This window comes from Pseudomonas sp. Irchel s3f7 (genome assembly GCF_900187615.1).
GTDB lineage: Bacteria > Pseudomonadota > Gammaproteobacteria > Pseudomonadales > Pseudomonadaceae > Aquipseudomonas.
In genome coordinates this window covers 1-18,309 of record NZ_FYDO01000019.1, presented here as the reverse complement: position 1 = coordinate 18,309, position 18,309 = coordinate 1, and the positions used below count along the sequence as shown (strand labels likewise).

Annotated in this window: 20 protein-coding genes; 12 read left to right on the top strand and 8 right to left on the bottom strand. The window is 58.2% G+C overall.

Annotated features, from left to right (window positions below):
• Nucleotides 1-83: 83 nt before the first annotated feature.
• Entirely contained in the window at nt 84-1,463 is a 1,380-nt protein-coding gene (locus CKW19_RS17415; RefSeq protein WP_095058956.1) for a sodium:solute symporter, read from the top strand.
• A gap of 134 nt (nt 1,464-1,597) precedes the next feature.
• Complete coding sequence (locus CKW19_RS17410) at nt 1,598-1,849, top strand: phosphopantetheine-containing protein (RefSeq protein ID WP_095058955.1); 252 nt, start codon at nt 1,598-1,600, stop codon at nt 1,847-1,849.
• A 179-nt stretch (nt 1,850-2,028) separates the two neighbouring features.
• Here CKW19_RS17410 and CKW19_RS29130 read toward each other — a convergent pair whose 3' ends face one another.
• The 3 genes from CKW19_RS29130 to CKW19_RS17400 all read right to left on the bottom strand — a co-directional run bounded on the left by CKW19_RS29130 (nt 2,029) and on the right by CKW19_RS17400 (nt 4,271).
• Nucleotides 2,029-2,157 (bottom strand): PA1414 family protein, encoded by a 129-nt coding sequence (locus CKW19_RS29130; RefSeq protein WP_007914492.1) that lies wholly within the window; start codon nt 2,155-2,157, stop codon nt 2,029-2,031.
• A gap of 208 nt (nt 2,158-2,365) precedes the next feature.
• Nucleotides 2,366-3,298: a DMT family transporter gene (locus CKW19_RS17405; RefSeq protein ID WP_095058954.1), complete on the bottom strand. Its 933-nt coding sequence runs from the start codon at nt 3,296-3,298 to the stop codon at nt 2,366-2,368.
• 136 nt (nt 3,299-3,434) lie between these two features.
• Nucleotides 3,435-4,271: a S1 RNA-binding domain-containing protein gene (locus tag CKW19_RS17400; protein WP_095058953.1), complete on the bottom strand. Its 837-nt coding sequence runs from the start codon at nt 4,269-4,271 to the stop codon at nt 3,435-3,437.
• Nucleotides 4,272-4,622: 351 nt separating this feature from the next.
• Between CKW19_RS17400 and CKW19_RS17395 the strand changes: the two genes are divergently transcribed.
• The 3 genes from CKW19_RS17395 (at nt 4,623) to CKW19_RS17385 (ending at nt 6,685) form a co-directional block, all read left to right on the top strand.
• Entirely contained in the window at nt 4,623-4,811 is a 189-nt protein-coding gene (locus CKW19_RS17395; RefSeq protein ID WP_015096330.1) for a hypothetical protein, read from the top strand.
• Nucleotides 4,812-5,018: 207 nt separating this feature from the next.
• On the top strand, nt 5,019-5,741 hold the full coding sequence (locus tag CKW19_RS17390) for a TorF family putative porin (RefSeq protein WP_095058952.1): 723 nt from the start codon (nt 5,019-5,021) through the stop codon (nt 5,739-5,741).
• 77 nt (nt 5,742-5,818) lie between these two features.
• On the top strand, nt 5,819-6,685 hold the full coding sequence (locus CKW19_RS17385; RefSeq protein WP_095058951.1) for a DUF6279 family lipoprotein: 867 nt from the start codon (nt 5,819-5,821) through the stop codon (nt 6,683-6,685).
• Between the two features lie 65 nt (nt 6,686-6,750).
• On the opposite strand, the gene CKW19_RS17380 is transcribed toward CKW19_RS17385, so the two are convergent.
• The gene (locus tag CKW19_RS17380) at nt 6,751-7,143 is read right to left on the bottom strand and encodes a transcriptional regulator (RefSeq protein WP_095058950.1); all 393 of its coding nucleotides are present in this window, start codon (nt 7,141-7,143) and stop codon (nt 6,751-6,753) included.
• Between the two features lie 194 nt (nt 7,144-7,337).
• On the opposite strand from CKW19_RS17380, the gene CKW19_RS17375 reads away from it, so the two are divergent.
• Entirely contained in the window at nt 7,338-8,072 is a 735-nt protein-coding gene (locus tag CKW19_RS17375) for a thioredoxin family protein (protein ID WP_095058949.1), read from the top strand.
• Between the two features lie 109 nt (nt 8,073-8,181).
• Nucleotides 8,182-8,457 carry a hypothetical protein gene (locus tag CKW19_RS17370; protein WP_095058948.1) on the top strand — a complete coding sequence of 92 codons (276 nt, stop codon included), beginning with the start codon at nt 8,182-8,184 and terminating at the stop codon, nt 8,455-8,457.
• Between the two features lie 114 nt (nt 8,458-8,571).
• Here the strand turns inward: CKW19_RS17370 and CKW19_RS17365 are convergent, their stop codons facing one another.
• Nucleotides 8,572-9,912 carry a DEAD/DEAH box helicase gene (locus CKW19_RS17365; RefSeq protein ID WP_053156346.1) on the bottom strand — a complete coding sequence of 447 codons (1,341 nt, stop codon included), beginning with the start codon at nt 9,910-9,912 and terminating at the stop codon, nt 8,572-8,574.
• Between the two features lie 192 nt (nt 9,913-10,104).
• Here CKW19_RS17365 and CKW19_RS17360 point away from each other — a divergent pair, with 192 nt between their 5' ends.
• The gene (locus CKW19_RS17360) at nt 10,105-11,403 is read left to right on the top strand and encodes a mechanosensitive ion channel family protein (protein WP_095058947.1); all 1,299 of its coding nucleotides are present in this window, start codon (nt 10,105-10,107) and stop codon (nt 11,401-11,403) included.
• Nucleotides 11,404-11,484: 81 nt separating this feature from the next.
• On the opposite strand, the gene CKW19_RS17355 is transcribed toward CKW19_RS17360, so the two are convergent.
• From CKW19_RS17355 to CKW19_RS17345, 3 genes are all read right to left on the bottom strand, one after another.
• Complete coding sequence (locus CKW19_RS17355) at nt 11,485-12,351, bottom strand: carboxylate/amino acid/amine transporter (protein WP_095058946.1); 867 nt, start codon at nt 12,349-12,351, stop codon at nt 11,485-11,487.
• A gap of 331 nt (nt 12,352-12,682) precedes the next feature.
• Nucleotides 12,683-13,282 carry an FMN-dependent NADH-azoreductase gene (locus CKW19_RS17350; RefSeq protein WP_095058945.1) on the bottom strand — a complete coding sequence of 200 codons (600 nt, stop codon included), beginning with the start codon at nt 13,280-13,282 and terminating at the stop codon, nt 12,683-12,685.
• Nucleotides 13,283-13,506: 224 nt separating this feature from the next.
• Complete coding sequence (locus CKW19_RS17345) at nt 13,507-13,821, bottom strand: 3-phosphoglycerate kinase (protein WP_095058944.1); 315 nt, start codon at nt 13,819-13,821, stop codon at nt 13,507-13,509.
• A 49-nt stretch (nt 13,822-13,870) separates the two neighbouring features.
• On the opposite strand from CKW19_RS17345, the gene CKW19_RS17340 reads away from it, so the two are divergent.
• The 4 genes from CKW19_RS17340 to CKW19_RS17325 all read left to right on the top strand — a co-directional run bounded on the left by CKW19_RS17340 (nt 13,871) and on the right by CKW19_RS17325 (nt 18,099).
• Nucleotides 13,871-14,794 carry a LysR family transcriptional regulator gene (locus CKW19_RS17340; protein ID WP_095058943.1) on the top strand — a complete coding sequence of 308 codons (924 nt, stop codon included), beginning with the start codon at nt 13,871-13,873 and terminating at the stop codon, nt 14,792-14,794.
• A gap of 14 nt (nt 14,795-14,808) precedes the next feature.
• A complete protein-coding gene (locus tag CKW19_RS17335) occupies nt 14,809-15,612 on the top strand; it encodes an alpha/beta fold hydrolase (RefSeq protein WP_095058942.1) in 804 nt (267 codons plus the stop codon).
• A gap of 3 nt (nt 15,613-15,615) precedes the next feature.
• Entirely contained in the window at nt 15,616-16,173 is a 558-nt protein-coding gene (locus tag CKW19_RS17330) for a peptidylprolyl isomerase (protein WP_095058941.1), read from the top strand.
• A gap of 93 nt (nt 16,174-16,266) precedes the next feature.
• Nucleotides 16,267-18,099 (top strand): ABC transporter ATP-binding protein, encoded by a 1,833-nt coding sequence (locus CKW19_RS17325; protein WP_095059053.1) that lies wholly within the window; start codon nt 16,267-16,269, stop codon nt 18,097-18,099.
• Nucleotides 18,100-18,309 lie beyond the last annotated feature (210 nt).

The following is an 18,309-nucleotide window of genomic DNA, read 5'->3' as shown; positions in this document are numbered from 1 at the left end:
AAGCTCCCTCGCCACAAAAACTACCCCATAGCCATATCGCAACTTTGTTTCACCATAAAAAAGACAATCGGAGACACGCCATCATGGCTTTGGATTTATTCGTCGTACTCATCTACGCCGCCGCGATGCTGATACTCGGCTACTACGGCATGCGCAAGGCCAAGACCAACGAAGACTTTTTGGTCGCCGGTCGTAACCTCGGTCCGAGCCTGTACATGGGCACCATGGCCGCCACCGTTCTGGGCGGCGCGTCCACTGTCGGCACCGTGCGTCTGGGTTACGTCCATGGCATCTCCGGTTTCTGGCTGTGCGCGGCCCTCGGTTGCGGGATCGTGGCGCTGAACCTGTTCCTCGCCAAACCGCTGCTGAAGCTGAAGATCTACACCGTTACCCAGGTGCTGGAGAAACGCTACAACCCGATGGCCCGCTCGGCGAGCGCGGTGATCATGCTGGCCTACGCGCTGATGATCGGCGTGACGTCGATTCTGGCAATCGGCACTGTGCTGCAAGTGTTGTTCGGCCTGCCGTTCTGGATCTCGGTCGTGCTGGGTGGCGGCGTCGTGGTGATTTACTCGGCCATCGGCGGCATGTGGTCCCTGACCCTGACCGACATCGTCCAGTTCGTGATCAAGACTGTCGGCCTGATGTTCATCCTGTTGCCAATCTGCCTGTACCGCGTCGGCGGTTGGGATGAGTTGGTGTTGAAACTGCCGGCGGCGAGCTTCAGCTTCACCACCATCGGCTGGGACACCATCATCACCTACTTCATGATCTACTTCTTCGGCATCCTGATCGGTCAGGACATCTGGCAACGGGTGTTCACCGTCAAGACCGCCAAAGTGGCTCAGGTTGCCGGTACCGCTGCCGGTATCTACTGCATCCTCTACGGCCTGGCCTGCGCCTTGATCGGCATGGCTGCACATGTATTGATCCCGGATCTGGACAACGTCAACAACGCCTTCGCCGCCATCGTCAAACTGTCCCTGCCGGACGGTATCCGTGGCCTGGTGATCGCTGCCGCACTGGCCGCCATGATGTCCACCGCCAGCGCCGGCCTGCTCGCCGCTGCCACCACCCTGACCGAAGACCTGCTGCCGAAACTGCGTGGCGGTAAACAGTCGAGCCTGGCGATGAACCGCTTGTTCACCCTGTTGACCGGCATCGTGGTGCTGGGCATCGCCCTGATCGTGAACGACGTGATCAGCGCCCTGACCCTGGCCTACAACCTGCTGGTCGGCGGCATGCTGATCCCGCTGATGGGCGCCATCTTCTGGAAACGCGCTACCACTGCCGGCGCCATCGCCAGCATGGGCATGGGTTTCGCGACTGCGCTGCTGTTCATGTTCAAGGACGGCCTGGATGCCAACACCCCGATCTACTACAGCCTCGGTGTAGGCCTGGTGAGCTTCGTGGTCGTCAGCCTGATGTCCCGTCGCCCGGCCGCAGTGGCAAGCGTCGCCTAAGCCGAACCTAAAAACTTGAAGCTTTCTTCGACGGGTGTGGCGTCGGTTGCCACACCCGTTTTTTTCGTCTGGAGAAACCCACTCGCAGCCAAAGCCTGCTGTACTCACGGCAGGGAGAATACCGAAGAGTCCTCATGAACAGAGCCAGCGTCCTTGTCGTCGTGCGTCGCCACATCAACCGCCTGCTGGAAAATCAGCAAGACTTTGACGACAACGCCAGCCTGGCGAAGTTGGGACTGGATAAAGAAGATATGGAAGAGCTGATCTTCCGTCTGGAGGATGAGCTGGATTTGACGGCGTTTACCGCCGAAGAAGACCGAATGCTCAAGACTGCCAGGACGGCGAGTGATTTAAGCTGGTTCTTGATGGAAATTGGGCAGTATTGAGACTGAGTCGCACGCACTGCCCTTTGTGACATTCCCGCTCGACGGCGCTGCCGTCGAAATCAGCGATCGAGTGATGAAGCCTGATGCAACTCAGTGGTACTTGGGACCGCTTCGCGGTCCAACGGGAGCAAGCGCCCTCGCCACAGTAAGCCCCCCAAACAGCCAGATAACGTCAACCGTTACCGGCGTCGCTGCTGGCGCCGACGTTGCTCATCGTCAGTACGAATAGGCACAGGTTGCAGAGGCGGTTCGATCAGACCGAGTGCAACACCCAGGTCGTGCAGCCAGTTTTGGATTTTCTCTTTCATGGTGCCCCCTTCAGGGTAGTGCCGAGCGGCCAAAATTCTGTAGCCCCTTTGCACTGATAATAGTCCGAAGTCCCCAGCAATGCTCGGCCAATGTCGCAATGATCTGTTACTGAATCCATCACAATCATCCCGCGTTCAGGCAATGGCCTGCGTCCGCGCCGAAGCCGGCGGAAAAACTGCCTGCTGTTGTTCAATCCATGCATTCAGGTCAGTGCTGCCCAAGGACTTTGCGCAAACGACGGCGCACCCACTGCTCGGCACTGACAAAGGTAATGCCCGACAGCACCAATACCGCGCCGACGACGAAGTTGACGCTCAGTTCTTCGCCCAGCAGCACCACGCCGAACGTGACGCCAAACAGCGGCGTCATGAACGAAAACACTGCAAGGTTCGCCGCCAGGTAACGGCGCAACAGCCAGAACCAGACCAGGTAACTGAAGAACGACACCACGACGCCCTGAAACAGCACACTGGCCACCGCCACGGTGGTCAGGTTGACGTGGGTGATTTGCCCGCTGAGCAGAGCAATCAACAACAACCCGACGAAGCCGACGATCAATTGATAGAACAGCGTCAACGTGACGGGCGCTTCCGACAGCCGTGAAGCACGCACCACCACCGTTGTGGCACCCCAGGCGGCACCGGCGAGCACGCCCAGCGCATCCCCCATCAACATGCGGCGATCAAGATTGTCCCAGGAGACACCACCAGCAAACGCGATGGCGATCCCGATGAACGCGAGGATGATCCCCAACCATTGCAGGGGTCTCAAACGCTCACTGGGCAGCAACCAATGCACGCCCAATGCGGTAAAGATCGGCGCGGTGTAGAGAAACACCGACATGTGTGCCGCGGTGGTGAATTGCAGGCCTTCGGAAATGAAGAAGAATTCGACACCAAACAACGCGCCGGCCAACAGCCCACCGCGCCAGGTAGAAGGAACCTGATCCCAGCCGCCTTTCCAGCAGATCAATAATCCTACGAGCAAAGCGGACATGCCTGACCGCGCTGCCGCCTGCATCACCGGTGCAATGTCCGGCGCGGCCCACTTGATCATCACCTGCTGAACGCCCCAGACCAGGCACAACCCGACCATCACTTGCAGGGCAAAGCCATCGGCGCTACGCCGGGTGGCAGTCACCTAAACACCTCGATTTCACGAACCATGGCAGAGACTCGGCAGTAGAAACAAAAACCCCGGCCTTCTGATTCCGGGGTAAACAATCAAGGATACCAACCGTAGGAGCTGACGCAGGTTGCGGCAGCTCCTACGGGGATCAGCTTAGTTCGATGCGATCGGCATGAATGACGATCTGACCATTCTTGTACAGCGCACCAATGGCCTTTTTGAAGTTGCCCTTGCTGACACCGAACAGGCTGGTGATCAATACCGGATCACTCTTGTCGCTGACCGCCAGGCTGCCATTGTTTTCGCGCAACTTGGCGAGGATCTTCGAGTTCAGGCTGGTCGCCGCCTCCTGGCCGACCGGTTGCAGGCTCAGGCTGATCTTGCCATCGGTGCGCACTTCCTTGATGAAACCCTTCTCTTCTTTACCTGCGCGCATGAACTTGAAGATTTCGTTCTTGTGGATCAGGCCCCAGTGCTTGTTGTTGATGATCGCCTTGAAGCCCATGTCAGTGGCTTCGGCAACCAGCAAATCAACTTCCTGGCCCGCGGTGTAATTGGCCGGGGTCTTGTCCAGATAGCGATCCAGACGTGCCGTCGCGGTGATGCGGCGAGTGTGCTTGTCGAGGTAGACGTGCACCACCACATATTCGCCGGCCGTCATTTGACGCTTTTCTTCGGAATACGGCAGCAACAGATCCTTCGGCAGTCCCCAATCCAGGAATACACCGATACTGTTGACTTCAACTACTTTCAAACTGGCGAATTCACCGACTTGAACTTTCGGTTTTTCCGTCGTTGCGATGAGTTTGTCATCGCTGTCCAGATAAATAAAAACGTTGAGCCAGTCTTCATCTTCGCTGGGAATATCTTTTGGAATATAACGATTAGGCAGAAGGATTTCGCCATCCGCACCGCCGTCCAGATATAACCCGAAGTTAGTGTGTTTAACCACTTGCAAACTGTTGTAACGCCCGACTAAAGCCATGTCCAATACCCTCATTGCGTGGGCGGCATTCTACCCGGTTTTAACGGTCGCGTTCGGTGCCCGGCCCGGTGGCGCGAGAAAATCCTGTGCAAGCCCTGAATTTTCGGGGCTCGCGCTGCGCGACTGCCCGCTCGTCAGACCGTTCGGGGCATTTATGCCAGCGCCTGGCTCGCGCGACGTCGTATTTTTTCCTGCAATCTTTTTAGTTAAAACAGCGGCTTAGGAGAATAATTCGAAGATTCACCGACAATTGATTTCACTCACACCCTGAGTATTCCGAGGGGATATTCGCCAAGCAATTATCCGCTGTTTCCTGTACGATGCATGGCCAAGTTAATTTTCTACAGGTTAATGGCCGCCATGCGCGTAAAAGCATCCACCAGCAAAGCAAAGCCAGCTCCAGCCGTCGAAACCAGCGAATCGATCAACAGCCAGATTGCTGCGTTCCTCAAGTCCGGCGGTGAAATCCAGCAAATTGCCAAAGGCGTCAGCGGCCAGACATTCGGCCCGTCCAAGCAGATCACCTTGGGCAAAAAGTAATACCCCCCGCGTCACCTGGTCCTCAAGCGCTTTGAAGCTCGAAGCGCTTGGACTGGAACCCCTCGAATATCGTCCCTTCCTACAATCAATCGTTTAAAAATCGACGAACGGCCCTCGATACCGATCATTCGCCGGTATCCTTGCACACGTCTGGATCAAGCGTTTCAGCCGATTCATTGTCGGCGCTCGCTGCTCAAGGAGTGACGCATGCTCAAATCATCCTGTTTATCGCTATTGTTCGTCAGCCTGCTGGCATGCCCACTGGCGCACGGCCAAATCTTGCAGCGCGAACTGGGTAATTTCGACCTCAAGCTTGGCACCAGCCCCACCCGCAGCATGGCCCAGGGACTGGTCAAACCCAACGCGGCCGGATCGTTCCATGGCGGCCTCGACCTGAGCCACGACAGCGGCTTCTACGTGGGCCAATGGTCGCCGAGTATGGGCATAAGCCCAGGCAAAAACCTCGAGATCGATTCCTACGCTGGCTTTAAACAGCCCTTCGACCAAACCCTGGGTTACGAAGTCGGCATGATCCGCTACAGCTACCCCGAAGTGGAAACCCTGAACAGCCAAGAGTTTTTCGGAGGCCTGACCTTGCTGGGCAGCCGTTTCGGCGTCGCTTTCAGCAATGACCCGGACAAACAGAACAACACCCTTTTCGCGGACTTGAGCGGCAATCAACCCTTCGGCATCGGCGTGAGTATGAAATACACCACTCACCAGCTCAACGCACCGATCGCAGTGGACGGCGGTTATGTAGGCAGTTTTACCGATTGGTCGTTGAAATTGTCCCGTCCGTTCATGGGCATCGACCTGGACCTGATCTACAGTGACTCAAGCCTGCGGGGCAACGATTGCTCGGCCTATTCCGGTCACAACAGTCAATGCGACGGGCTGGTCACCCTCAAGGCCGTGCACACGTTCTATTGATCGGCTGAACTGCCTGGCTCATGCTGCGTTCACATGAGAATCAGACCCCGAAGGCAGGCTTTCGCAAGGACTCGCCCATGTCTCGCTGGCTCACACACATAGCCATTGCGCTCACCGTCGCTCTCTCGCTCGGCGCTTGCAGTCGCATGGGCCTGGCTTACCGCAACCTCGACGTGATCATCCCCTGGACGCTCAGCGATTACCTGGACATGAACGGCGAGCAAAAAGGCTGGCTGGACGAACGGTTGAAGGAGCACTTGAGCTGGCACTGCACCACTCAACTGCCGGGCTACCTGGACTGGCTGGACCGTTTGCAAACCATGATCGCGACCAACCAGGTCACCGATGCCGGACTGCAAGCCCGAGCCGTTGAAGCTCGGCAAGCGATCGCCGAGAGCGCCCGGCAAATCACCCCTTCGGCCATCGAACTGCTGCAAGGGCTGGATGACAAGCAAGTCGCGGAGATGAACGACGCCTTCGCCAAAGATCAGCGCAAACGCCAGGAGCAGTACCTCAAACCATCCCTCGACCAGCAAATCAAGGACCGTGCCGAGCGCATGGAAAAGCGCCTCAACGACTGGCTCGGACCACTCACCCCAAGCCAGAAACAGCGTGTCTCGGCATGGTCTAAAGCCTTGGGCGAACAGAACACTCAGTGGCTCGCCAACCGCGCCCACTGGCAGAAACAGTTCAGTGCCGCCGTGGCGCAGCGTCAAAGTCCGGAATTCCCACAACGAATCGAGACGCTTCTGGTCGATCGCGAGCGTTTGTGGACACCGGCCTACCGCGAGGCTTTTGCCACCACCGAAGCCCAGGCAAGAGCGCTGTTCGTCGATTTGATGGCTGAGAGCACGCCGACGCAACGGCAGCGGTTACTGACGAAGATTGAGGGCGTGAGGAAGGATTTCAGTGATTTGAAGTGCCTGAAAGCCGCAAAAGGATAATGGTCCAACGGCTAACCACTTGTAAGAGCGAGCAAGCTCGCTCTTACAAGGGAAACACACCGTCTTCAGGCAATCTGCGGCTTCGACGCCACCCGATCAAACGTCACCTCATCCAGCGCATCTTCCTGCTCATCCAGCACCTGTCGAGGATGATCATTGCCTGGAATACTGCTGTCGATCAGGCTCAACAAGCGCGAACCCCGCGCCGTCAAAATGTAGTTCTCGCCGTTCCCCCCTTCATCCTCCGGTCGCGATTCGATGTAGCCTCGCATCAGCAGTAACTTTTCGTACTCGCCAGCCACCGTTTTCAGGTGATCGAGGTTTTCAATCGGCTCGCCTTCGGAGGCTTTCTGCGCAGCGTACTGCTCGGCATAAGGTCGCGGCGTGAAGCTGTGGCCAGCACCGTTCTGTACTTCATGCAGCAAGTATTCAATCAAATCCCAGTTGTAAGTCGTCATCCTGATTCAACCTCCGGAGCCAATGTGATGGATGCCCGCGTGAAAGTCAGGGCCTTACGGTTGTGACCGGTACCGGCGGCTGCCGTTCAGCCGGCCGTCAGACACCGACCGACCAGCGGTCTGTCGAATGCAGTGCAGGTCAAACGACTAGGCTGTGTAAGCCCACTCCCAGCCCCACGCAGGAGAAAAACACCATGAACATTCAGAATCATCCCGTCGTGTCGCGGGAAGAATGGCTGGTCGCCCGCAAACAGCACTTGGCCCACGAAAAAGCCTTCACCAAAGAACGGGACAAACTCAGCGCCGAACGCCGTGCTCTGCCCTGGGTGAGGATCGACAAGGACTACCACTTTCAGGGGCCGAATGGTGAACTGAAACTGGCGGATCTTTTCGGCGGTCGCAGCCAGTTGGTCATCTACCACTTCATGTTCGCCGAAGGTTGGGACGAAGGTTGCCCGGGTTGTTCGTTCCTTTCAGACCACATCGACGGCGCCAACCAGCACCTGGCCCACCACGACGTGGCCGTGGTGGCGGTGTCCCACGCGCCGTTCGCCGAGTTCCAGCCATTCAAGCGGCGCATGGGCTGGAAATTCGACTGGTTCTCGTCAGAAGGTTGCGATTTCAACTACGACTTCGGCGTGACAGCTCGAGCCGAAGACGTCGCCGCCGGAAAGGCTACCTACAACTACGAAAAAACTGACGGTGCTGAAGAAGAACTCCCAGGCCTGAGCGTGTTTTATCGCAACGAGGCTGGCGAAATCTTCCACACCTACTCCACCTATGCCCGTGGCTTGGACATGTTGGTGGGGGCTTACAACTACCTCGACCTGACACCGAAGGGCCGCAATGAAGAGGAAATCATGGAGTGGGTGCAGTATCACGACCGGTATGAAGACGAAGCCCCGGCGAGTTGCTGCCATGGTGGTTAGGTTTGATACCGAGTCATGGCAAATCGCGAGCAAGTGTTTGAGTGAACTTTCCACGGGTGGCAGCCCTCAACCGGATAACCCGCCTTAACCGGAACTGAGGCCTGCCCCCATGAAATCACTACTCAAGCTCACCCTTGTCGCAACGCTGACCTGCGCCCTTCCCGTCTGGGCCTGCACCCCGGAAGAAGCCACGCAGAAGCGCGAGCAACTGGCCCAGGAAGTGACCAGGCTCACTGAACAGAATCCGGCCAAGGCCAAGGAGATCAACGACGAATTGCAGAAGATGGACCTGGGAACCGCCGCCAAGGACTTGCCGGACAAGTGCCAATTGATTGATCAGCGCTTGAAGGAGTTGGGCGCGGCGGAGAAAAAAGCTGAAAGCTGACGATTAAAGGCAAGAGCAAAAGATCGCCGCCATGTAGGAGCTGGCGCAGGCTGCGATCTTTTAAATAAAAAAAAACCGGACTATGTCCGGTTTTTTATCAGCAGGTACCGCGCGTCATTCAGCAGCCGGGGCTTCCGGCTTGCGGCGCTTGAGCGGGGCCATGCCATCGCTGCTCACCAGGGAGTCGCTTTTCGGCCGGTTGGCGCTCTTGCGCTTGGTCGGGGTCTTGGCCGCGGTTTTTTTCTTGTCGCCCTTGGCGTCGGTCTTTTTCTTCTTCACGCCGACGGCTTTACCCGAGGCCTTGACCTTTTTCGGTCCGCCGTAGGTGCCTTTGACTTCCTTGATGGTGCGACGCTCGAAGCTCTGCTTGAGGTAGCGCTCGATGCTCGACATCAGGTTCCAGTCGCCATGGCAGATCAGCGAGATCGCCAGGCCATCGTTACCGGCGCGACCGGTACGGCCGATGCGGTGAACGTATTCGTCGCCGCTGCGTGGCATGTCGAAGTTGATCACCAGGTCCAGACCATCGACGTCCAGGCCGCGAGCGGCAACGTCGGTGGCGACGAGGATTTTCACGCCGCCCTGCTTTAGACGATCGATCGCCAGTTTGCGATCCTTCTGGTCTTTCTCACCGTGCAGCACGAACGCTTTGTATTCCTGCGCCACCAGACGACCGTAGATCCGGTCTGCCATGGCACGGGTGTTGGTGAACACGATGGCCTTCTGGTAGGTCTCGTTGGCCAGAAGCCAGTTCACGATCTGTTCTTTATGCTGGTTGTGATCAGCGGTGATGATTTGCTGACGGGTGGTTTCGTTCAGCTGGCTGACCGCGTTGAGCTGCAAGTGCTCAGGGTTGTTCAGGACCTTGGCGATCATCTCGCGCAGGCCCGAACCGCCGGTGGTGGCGGAGAACAGCATGGTCTGCTGACGGTTGGTGCATTCGTCAACCAGACGCTGAACGTCGTCGGCGAAGCCCATGTCGAGCATGCGGTCGGCTTCGTCGAGTACCAGCACTTCAACTTCTTTCAGGTCGAGGTTGCCGGCGTTGAGTTGCTCGATCATCCGGCCCGGCGTACCGATCAGGATGTCCGGCACCTTGCGCAGCATGGCCGCCTGGACCTTGAAGTCTTCGCCGCCAGTGATCAGGCCGGACTTGATGAAGGTGAACTGCGAGAAGCGTTCAACTTCTTTCAAGGTCTGCTGGGCCAGCTCGCGGGTTGGCAGCAGGATCAGGGTCTTGATGCTGACGCGAACCTTGGCCGGGCCGATCAGACGGTTGAGGATCGGCAAAACGAATGCAGCGGTTTTGCCGCTACCGGTTTGCGCTGTCACCCGCAGGTCACGCCCTTGGAGCGCCAGCGGGATAGCCGCGGCTTGCACAGGCGTTGGCTCGACAAATTTCAGCTCGGCCACGGCTTTGAGCAGGCGTTCGTGCAGGGCGAATTGGGAAAACACGGGTGCTACCTCGAAGAAATACAAAAAAACAGCTGCATAGGGTAACGGTTTCGAGCGCGTAGGCCGAGTTTCTTTGTACAAAAGGCAGTAAACAGTGGTTTTTTTGCTGCCAGTTTTGTCACAAGAGGCAAATCAAAGCGTCTTAAATGCTCTAATCACCTTTCTTGCCTTACAAAAGAATCGTTCTAGCCCATGGATATCAAACAGCTCTGGCTCAACGCCCAAGAACTCTGGAGTGCGCTGGAGAACCATCCACGCGTTTACTCAGCCCTGGCTCTGCTGTTGCTGCTGAGCATCGCGCTGATGCTCGGACGAGTGGCGCGCTACCTCATCCTGCACACCGTCAAATTGCTCGGTCGACAACCGTCGATGTACTGGCTCAATGATTTTCTCGACAACAAGGTGTTCCATCGTCTGGCGCAGGTCGTGCCCTCGCTGGTGATCCAGTTCGGTTTGAACCTGATCCCCGAACTGCACAAGACCACCCTGAACTTCCTTGGCAATGTCGCCCTGGCCTTCACCTTCCTGTTTCTGCTGTTGGCCGTCAGTTCCCTGCTCAATGCCTTGCTGGACATCTACGCCCGCACCGAACACGCCCGTACACGTTCGATCAAAGGCTATGTGCAGCTGACGAAGATGGTCTTGTACATCTTCGGTTCGATCATCATCGTCGCCACGCTGATCGACCGCTCGCCACTGTTGCTGCTGTCGGGTCTGGGTGCGATGTCGGCGGTGATCCTGTTGGTCTACAAGGACACCCTGCTGTCATTCGTCGCCAGCGTGCAGTTGACCAGTAACGACATGTTGCGGGTCGGCGACTGGATCGAAATGCCTCAGGTCGGCGCCGATGGCGATGTGGTGGACATCACTCTGCACACGGTCAAGGTGCAGAATTTCGACAAGACCATCGTCTCCATCCCGACCTGGCGCCTGATGTCCGAGTCATTCAAGAACTGGCGCGGCATGCAGGCCTCCGGGGGGCGCCGGATCAAGCGCAGCCTGTTCATCGACGCCAGCGGTGTGCGCTTTTTGCGCGATGAAGAAGAGTTCAAGCTGTCGCAGGTTCATCTGCTCACCGACTACATTAGCCGCAAACAGGCCGAGCTCAAGGCCTGGAACGAAGCCCAGGGTAACGTCGCGGCCCTGTCAGCCAACCGCCGTCGGATGACCAACATCGGCACCTTCCGCGCCTATGCGCTGTCGTACCTGAAGAGCCATGCGGAGATCCAGCCGAACATGACCTGCATGGTCCGGCAGATGCAGACCACGGCCCAAGGTGTGCCACTGGAAATCTACTGCTTTACCCGCACCACGGCGTGGGCGGACTACGAGCGGATTCAGGGGGATATTTTTGATTACTTGCTGGCGGTGCTGCCGGAGTTTGGCTTGAGCCTGTATCAGCAACCAAGCGGCACGGATCTGCGGGCCGGGCTGCTGCCGGCGATGCTCGGCGCAAGCCACATCCCCGAGCAGGAAAAACACCTGATGTAACACCACAAAACCCTGTAGGAGCTGCCGAAGGCTGCGATCTTGTGTTGTTCAAGATCAAAAGATCGCAGCCTGCGCCAGCGCCTACACCAGGCTCGCCTCTCGCTTGATGCCCAAGCGACTGATCCACACCGCCATCAGAATCACCGAACCACCGAGCAACAACCGCCCCAGCTCTTCATGCTGATTCCAGATCAGCAGATTGATCAACAACCCCACCGGCACATGCAGATTATTCATCACCGCCAACGTGCCACCGTTGACCAGGCACGCGCCTTTGTTCCACCAGTACAGCCCCAACGCGGTTGAGACCAGGCCGAGGAACAGCAACACGCCCCATTGCAGTGGGGCTTCGGGCAGGAAGTTCTGTTTGCCGAACAGCAGAAACGCTGGCAACGCCACCGCCAGGGCACCGAGGTAGAAGTAGCCGAAGCGCCGGTAATGCGGCAGATCACTCGGATGCCGCGCGACCAGGTGTTTGTACAGCACCTGCCCGGCCGCGTAGGTGAAGTTGGCCAGCTGCAGCAACAGGAAACCCATGAAGAAATCCGGGTTGATCCGGTCGAAGCGAATCACCGCCGCCCCACCCACAGCCACCAGCGCCGCGACCAGGGCCCAGGGATTGAAGCGACGATTGAGCGCATCTTCGATCAGGGTCACATGCAGGGGCGTGAGGATGGTGAACAGCAAGACTTCCGGCACCGTCAGTACCCGGAAGCTCAGGTACAGGCAAACGTAGGTCACGCCGAACTGCAACGCGCCGATCAGCAACATCCCGCGCATGAACGCCGGCTCCACCGAGCGCCAGCGCGTCAATGGAATGAACACCAGCCCCGCCAGCAGCACGCGTACCAGCACGGCGAAGTAGCTGTCGACATGACCGGCCAGGTATTCGCCGATCAAACTGAAGGAAAACGCCTGGATCAGCGTGACAAAAAGTAGATAGCCCATGCTCGCCTCATTTCGAATGGCGGCGACGATAGCGGGTTTTGCTACTGATCGCGAACCCCCAAACAATACAAACCCTGTAGGAGCCGGTTTGCTGGCGATGAGGGCGTGTCAGTCGACAATGACACCCCGCAATCGCCAGCAAGCCGGCTCCTACAGGTTCGGTGGTGTTTTGCCGAATCCCAGGCAAAAAAAAGCCCGATCTCGCTAAAGCGTTCAATCGGGCGGGAGCACTCAGGAGCAACAAGTGCGAAGGGAGGTTCGATGCGCGTGCAGCCTTGAAGGGTTGCGCCAGGTCACTAGACCATCCAGCGATTATCTGGCGATTAACGGGTCAGGCCACCTGGGCAAGCTTGGCGTTCGCCTGGTTCAGGCCTTTCTCCTGGAAGTCGCCACCCAGGTTCATGCCTTCGGCGTGAATGAACGTCACGTCGTGAATCCCGATGAAGCCCATGACCTGGCGCAGATACGGTTCCTGGTGATCGGCCGTGCTGCCGGCATAGATCCCGCCACGAGCCGTCAACACATAGGCGCGCTTGCCGCTGAGCAGGCCTTGGGGACCGGTTTCGGTGTACTTGAAGGTCACACCGGCACGCAGCACGTGGTCGAGCCAGGCTTTCAGGGTGCTGGGAATCGCAAAGTTGTACATCGGCGCAGCCATCACCAGCACATCGGCGGCGAGCAATTCATCGGTCAAGTGGTTGGAGCGTTCCAGAGAGACCTGTTCGATGTCATTGCGCTGCTCGGCGGGCTTCATCCAGCCACCCAGCAGGTTGATGTCCAGGTGCGGTACCGGATTGACGGCCAGGTCACGCACTGTGATCTGGTCGTTCGGGTGGGAGGCTTGCCACTGCTTGATGAAGGTCTGGGTCAGCTGACGGGAAACCGAGTCTTGCTGACGGGCACTGCTTTCGATGATCAGAACGCGGGACATTGGATGTAGCCTCCATCTGAGAATGCTGTAGGTCGATGGAGTGAAGGTTAAACAGAGTCGTATCGATGAAAAAGCGCAAATAACTGCTATAAACCATCAATAAATTCGTTTATAAGAAAACCCTGTCCTCTGCCCTTTGCAGGAGCGAGCTTGCTCGCGAGGGTGTAGCAGACACGGTGATATCGATTAACCACCGCATCGCGAGCGAGCTCCCGCACAGGGCTCTATTTCGGGGTGCAGGTCAGCTCGATACGCAGTTTGATGATGTTGCGGCTGAATTTGGCGGTGGCGGATTTATGTTTGCCGGCCGGGACCTCGAATTTACGTGTGCGCGGAGCTTCCGGACCATTACTGAAAACTGCCTTGCAGCTCGCATCGACATCGCCGTAGTTGGCCACTCGAATGGAGCCAATATCGCTATCGGTATCGAAGGTTTCGAAGTCGATTTTCATGTCGTTGAGGTTTTTCTTCACATCGATCGGATAGGCAAACGCGGTCAGCGGCAACATCGCCAGCAGCACACAACAGATTTTCTTCATTCGGCAGCCTCCAGTAAGGGCTGCCAGCTTAGGACAAGAGGAGCTCAACATGAAAGCGCCCCGCGTGACCCTTGATCAATGGCGAACGCTTCAGGCCGTGGTCGATCACGGCGGCTTCGCCCAGGCCGCCGAGGCGCTGCACCGTTCGCAATCGTCGGTCAGCTACACCGTGGCACGCATGCAGGATCAGCTCGGCGTGCCACTGTTGCGCATCGATGGGCGTAAAGCGGTGCTGACCGAAGCCGGCGGCGTGTTGTTGCGCCGCTCCCGACAACTGGTGAAACAGGCCAGTCAGCTGGAGGACCTCGCCCACCACATGGAGCAAGGCTGGGAGGCCGAAGTGCGTCTGGTGGTCGATGCCGCCTACCCGAGCGCCCGCCTCGTGCGCGCGCTGACGGCCTTCATGCCGCAAAGCCGTGGCTGCCGCGTGCGTCTGCGTGAAGAAGTGCTGTCGGGCGTGGAGGAAGTGCTGCTCGAAGGCGTGGCCGACCTGGCCATCACGGGTTTCAGCATTCCCGGTTATCTGGGTGCGGAATTGAGCGACGTCGAATTCGTCGCGGTGGCCCACCCGGAGCATCCCCTGCACCGCCTCAACCGCGAGCTGAATTTCCAGGACCTGGAAAGCCAGATGCAAGTGGTGATCCGCGACTCGGGCCGCCAGCAACCTCGGGACGTCGGCTGGCTCGGTGCCGAACAGCGCTGGACCGTCGGCAGCCTGGCCACCGCCGCGACGTTCGTCAGCAGCGGTCTGGGGTTTGCCTGGCTGCCTCGGCACATGATCGAGCGGGAACTCAAGGAAGGGACGCTCAAGCTGCTACCGTTGGATCAGGGCGGAAGCCGCAACCCGAGCTTCTACCTGTATTCGAACAAGGACAAACCGCTGGGGCCGGCCACGCAAATTCTCATCGAACTGCTGCGCACCTTCGACACCGCGCCGCTGGATGCACCGTTTGCCGCCCCTGAACAAGCCTGACACGGAGTGTATGCATGGCCTATTTCGAACACGAAGGTTGCAACCTGCACTATGAGGAATACGGCCACGGCGCGCCGCTGCTGCTGGTCCATGGGCTGGGTTCCAGCACGCTGGACTGGGAAAAACAGATCCCGGCGCTTTCAAGCCGCTATCGGGTCATCGTCCCGGATGTACGCGGCCACGGTCGCTCGGACAAACCCCGGGAGCGCTACAGCATTGCCGGGTTCAGCGCAGATATGATCGCGCTGATGGAGCATCTGAACCTTGGTCCGACACATTATGTAGGCTTGTCGATGGGTGGCATGATCGGCTTTCAACTGGGCGCGGATCAGCCGCAACTGCTCAAAAGCCTGTGCATCGTCAACAGCGCGCCCGAGGTCAAACTGCGCACCCGCGACGACTACTGGCAGTGGTTCAAGCGCTGGAGCCTGATGCATGTGCTGAGCCTGGGCACCATCGGCAAAGCACTGGGCAGCAAGCTGTTCCCGAAACCCGAGCAGGCCGATTTGCGACAAAAGATGGCCGAACGCTGGGCAAAAAACGACAAACATGCTTATCTCGCCAGCTTCAATGCCATCGTGGGCTGGGGGGTTCAGGAACGACTTTCGAAGGTATCCTGTCCAACGCTCATCGTCAGCGCCGACCGTGATTACACACCGGTTTCGCTGAAGGAAAACTACGTAAAACTGCTGCCTGATGCGCGGCTGGCGGTGATCGCCGATTCACGCCACGCCACACCATTGGACCAGCCGGAAGCATTCAACCAGACGCTGCTCGAGTTCCTCACCGCAGTCGACACCACCACTCAGGATCATTGACCCATGCTGAAAAAAATCGCCCTCGCCGCTGGCTCCGTTCTGTTTGCCGCCAACCTGATGGCCGCGACGCCTGCAACAGCGCCGCACGTTCTGCTGGAGACCACCAACGGCCAGATCGAAATCGAACTGGACGCGGTCAAGGCCCCGATCAGTACCAAGAACTTCCTTGAGTACGTCGACAAAGGCTTCTACAACAACACGATTTTCCACCGTGTGATCCCGGGCTTCATGGTCCAGGGCGGCGGTTTCACGCAACAGATGCAGCAAAAAGACACCAACGCACCGATCAAGAACGAATCGAAAAACGGCCTGCACAACGTGCGCGGCACCTTGTCCATGGCCCGTACCTCGGTGCCTGATTCGGCCACCAGCCAGTTCTTCATCAACGTCAAGGACAACGACTTCCTCGACCAGGGTGATGGCTACGCGGTATTCGGCAAAGTGGTCAAAGGCATGGACGTGGTGGACATCATCGTCAACTCGCCAACCACCACGCGTGGCGGCATGAAAGACGTACCGGCCGACCCGGTATTCATCAAGTCGGCCAAGCGCATCGACTGAGACTAAGCTGGACAAGGACGTCCGAGCCGTTGCCGGTGCTGCCGGCAACGCTCAAACCGTTTAAAGGAGAGCCCCTTTGTGGGCGAAAAAACAATGCTTTATCGCCGCTTTGAAAAACTGATCGATATTTTCCGTGATGCACCGACGGCGTCCCCGCCGGACCGGGTCTTCCCTTTTTATACCTATTACCTCAAGCAGGTGTGGCCAAGCTTTGCCGCCCTGTTGATCGTCGGACTGTTCGGTGCCTTGATCGAAGTGGCGCTGTTCAGCTACCTGAGCCGCATCATCGACCTGGCCCAGGGCGAGCCGAACGTCAATCTGTTCAAGGAGCATGGCCTGGAACTGGCGTGGATGGTGGTCGTGGCACTGGTCCTGCGCCCGATTTTTGTCGGCCTGCATGACCTGCTGGTGCATCAGACCCTGAGCCCCAGCATGACCAGCATGATCCGCTGGCAGAACCACAGCTACGTGCTCAAACAGAGCCTGAACTTTTTCCAGAACGACTTCGCCGGGCGCATCGCCCAACGCATCATGCAGACCGGCAACTCACTGCGCGATTCCGCCGTGCAGGCCGTGGACGCACTGTGGCATGTGCTCATCTACGCCATCAGCTCGCTGGTGCTGTTCGCCGAAGCCGACTGGCGCCTGATGATCCCGTTGCTGACGTGGATCATCGCCTTCATCGGTGCCCTCTATTACTTCGTGCCACGGGTCAAGGACCGCTCGGTGCTGGCGTCCGACGCACGCTCCAAACTCATGGGTCGGATTGTCGACGGCTACACCAACATCACTACCCTGAAGCTGTTCGCCCATACCAATTTCGAACAGCAGTACGCCCGCGAAGCCATCAAGGAACAAACCGAGAAAGCCCAAATGGCCGGCCGTGTCGTCACCAGCATGGACGTGGTCATCACCAGCATCAACGGCCTGCTGATCGTCTGCACCACCGGTCTGGCTCTATGGCTGTGGACGCAGTCGCTGATCACCGTGGGCGCGATTGCCCTGGCCACGGGCTTGGTGATCCGGATCGTCAACATGTCCGGCTGGATCATGTGGGTGGTGACCGGCATTTTCGAAAACATCGGCATGGTCCAGGACGGCTTGCAGAGCATTTCGCAACCGGTTTCCGTCACCGACCGCGATCAAGCCAAACCCTTGGCCGTGGCCCGTGGTGAAGTGCGCTTCGAACACGTGGATTTCCACTACGGCAAGCAGAGCGGGATCATTGGCGGTCTCAACCTGAACATCAAACCCGGTGAAAAAATCGGCCTGATCGGTCCGTCCGGCGCGGGCAAATCGACCTTGGTGAACCTGCTGCTGCGCCTGTATGACGTTGAAGGCGGACGCATCCTCATCGATGGCCAGAATATTGCCGACGTCAGCCAGGAAAGCCTGCGCGAACGCATCGGCATGATCACCCAGGACACGTCGCTGCTGCACCGCTCGATCCGCGACAACTTGCTGTACGGCAAACCCGATGCCACCGACGCCGAACTCTGGGAAGCCGTGCATAAAGCCCGGGCCGACGGGTTCATCCCGTCGCTGTCGGACGCCGAAGGCCGTACCGGTTTCGATGCCCACGTCGGTGAGCGCGGGGTGAAACTTTCCGGCGGTCAGCGCCAGCGCATCGCCATCGCCCGGGTGCTGCTCAAGGATGCGCCCATCCTGATCATGGACGAGGCGACCTCGGCGCTGGATTCGGAAGTTGAAGCGGCGATCCAGGAAAGCCTCGAAACCCTGATGCAGGGCAAAACCGTGATCGCCATCGCCCACCGTCTCTCGACCATCGCCCGGATGGATCGGTTGGTGGTACTGGAAAACGGCAAGATCGCAGAGACCGGCAGCCACGCCGAACTGCTGGCCCACGGCGGTTTGTATGCACGGTTGTGGCAACACCAGACGGGTGGGTTTGTCGGGATCGACTGATCCAGCGAGCACCACGCTTTCCCTGTAATTGGATGGACTCGCCCACGCCGAGGCGTCAATGCGCCACGGTGGCAGTCTAAGAAGCCAACGGCAGCGAGGGCGAGTCCATGAAAAAGAATACGACGCTTAAACAGTCCCTGTCTTCAACCGATGTGTCGGCCTGTACGACAGTGGCGGTCGATCTTGCCAAGCAGGTCTTTCAGGTCGCAG

Coding starts and splice junctions, on each gene's coding strand:
- CKW19_RS17415 (WP_095058956.1), top strand. CDS start 84: ATGGCTTTGGATTTATTCGTCGTACTCATCTACGCCGCCGCGATGCTG.
- CKW19_RS17410 (WP_095058955.1), top strand. CDS start 1,598: ATGAACAGAGCCAGCGTCCTTGTCGTCGTGCGTCGCCACATCAACCGC.
- CKW19_RS29130 (WP_007914492.1), bottom strand. CDS start 2,157: ATGAAAGAGAAAATCCAAAACTGGCTGCACGACCTGGGTGTTGCACTC.
- CKW19_RS17400 (WP_095058953.1), bottom strand. CDS start 4,271: ATGGCTTTAGTCGGGCGTTACAACAGTTTGCAAGTGGTTAAACACACT.
- CKW19_RS17395 (WP_015096330.1), top strand. CDS start 4,623: ATGGCCGCCATGCGCGTAAAAGCATCCACCAGCAAAGCAAAGCCAGCT.
- CKW19_RS17390 (WP_095058952.1), top strand. CDS start 5,019: ATGCTCAAATCATCCTGTTTATCGCTATTGTTCGTCAGCCTGCTGGCA.
- CKW19_RS17385 (WP_095058951.1), top strand. CDS start 5,819: ATGTCTCGCTGGCTCACACACATAGCCATTGCGCTCACCGTCGCTCTC.
- CKW19_RS17380 (WP_095058950.1), bottom strand. CDS start 7,143: ATGACGACTTACAACTGGGATTTGATTGAATACTTGCTGCATGAAGTA.
- CKW19_RS17375 (WP_095058949.1), top strand. CDS start 7,338: ATGAACATTCAGAATCATCCCGTCGTGTCGCGGGAAGAATGGCTGGTC.
- CKW19_RS17370 (WP_095058948.1), top strand. CDS start 8,182: ATGAAATCACTACTCAAGCTCACCCTTGTCGCAACGCTGACCTGCGCC.
- CKW19_RS17360 (WP_095058947.1), top strand. CDS start 10,105: ATGGATATCAAACAGCTCTGGCTCAACGCCCAAGAACTCTGGAGTGCG.
- CKW19_RS17355 (WP_095058946.1), bottom strand. CDS start 12,351: ATGGGCTATCTACTTTTTGTCACGCTGATCCAGGCGTTTTCCTTCAGT.
- CKW19_RS17350 (WP_095058945.1), bottom strand. CDS start 13,282: ATGTCCCGCGTTCTGATCATCGAAAGCAGTGCCCGTCAGCAAGACTCG.
- CKW19_RS17345 (WP_095058944.1), bottom strand. CDS start 13,821: ATGAAGAAAATCTGTTGTGTGCTGCTGGCGATGTTGCCGCTGACCGCG.
- CKW19_RS17340 (WP_095058943.1), top strand. CDS start 13,871: ATGAAAGCGCCCCGCGTGACCCTTGATCAATGGCGAACGCTTCAGGCC.
- CKW19_RS17335 (WP_095058942.1), top strand. CDS start 14,809: ATGGCCTATTTCGAACACGAAGGTTGCAACCTGCACTATGAGGAATAC.
- CKW19_RS17330 (WP_095058941.1), top strand. CDS start 15,616: ATGCTGAAAAAAATCGCCCTCGCCGCTGGCTCCGTTCTGTTTGCCGCC.
- CKW19_RS17325 (WP_095059053.1), top strand. CDS start 16,267: ATGCTTTATCGCCGCTTTGAAAAACTGATCGATATTTTCCGTGATGCA.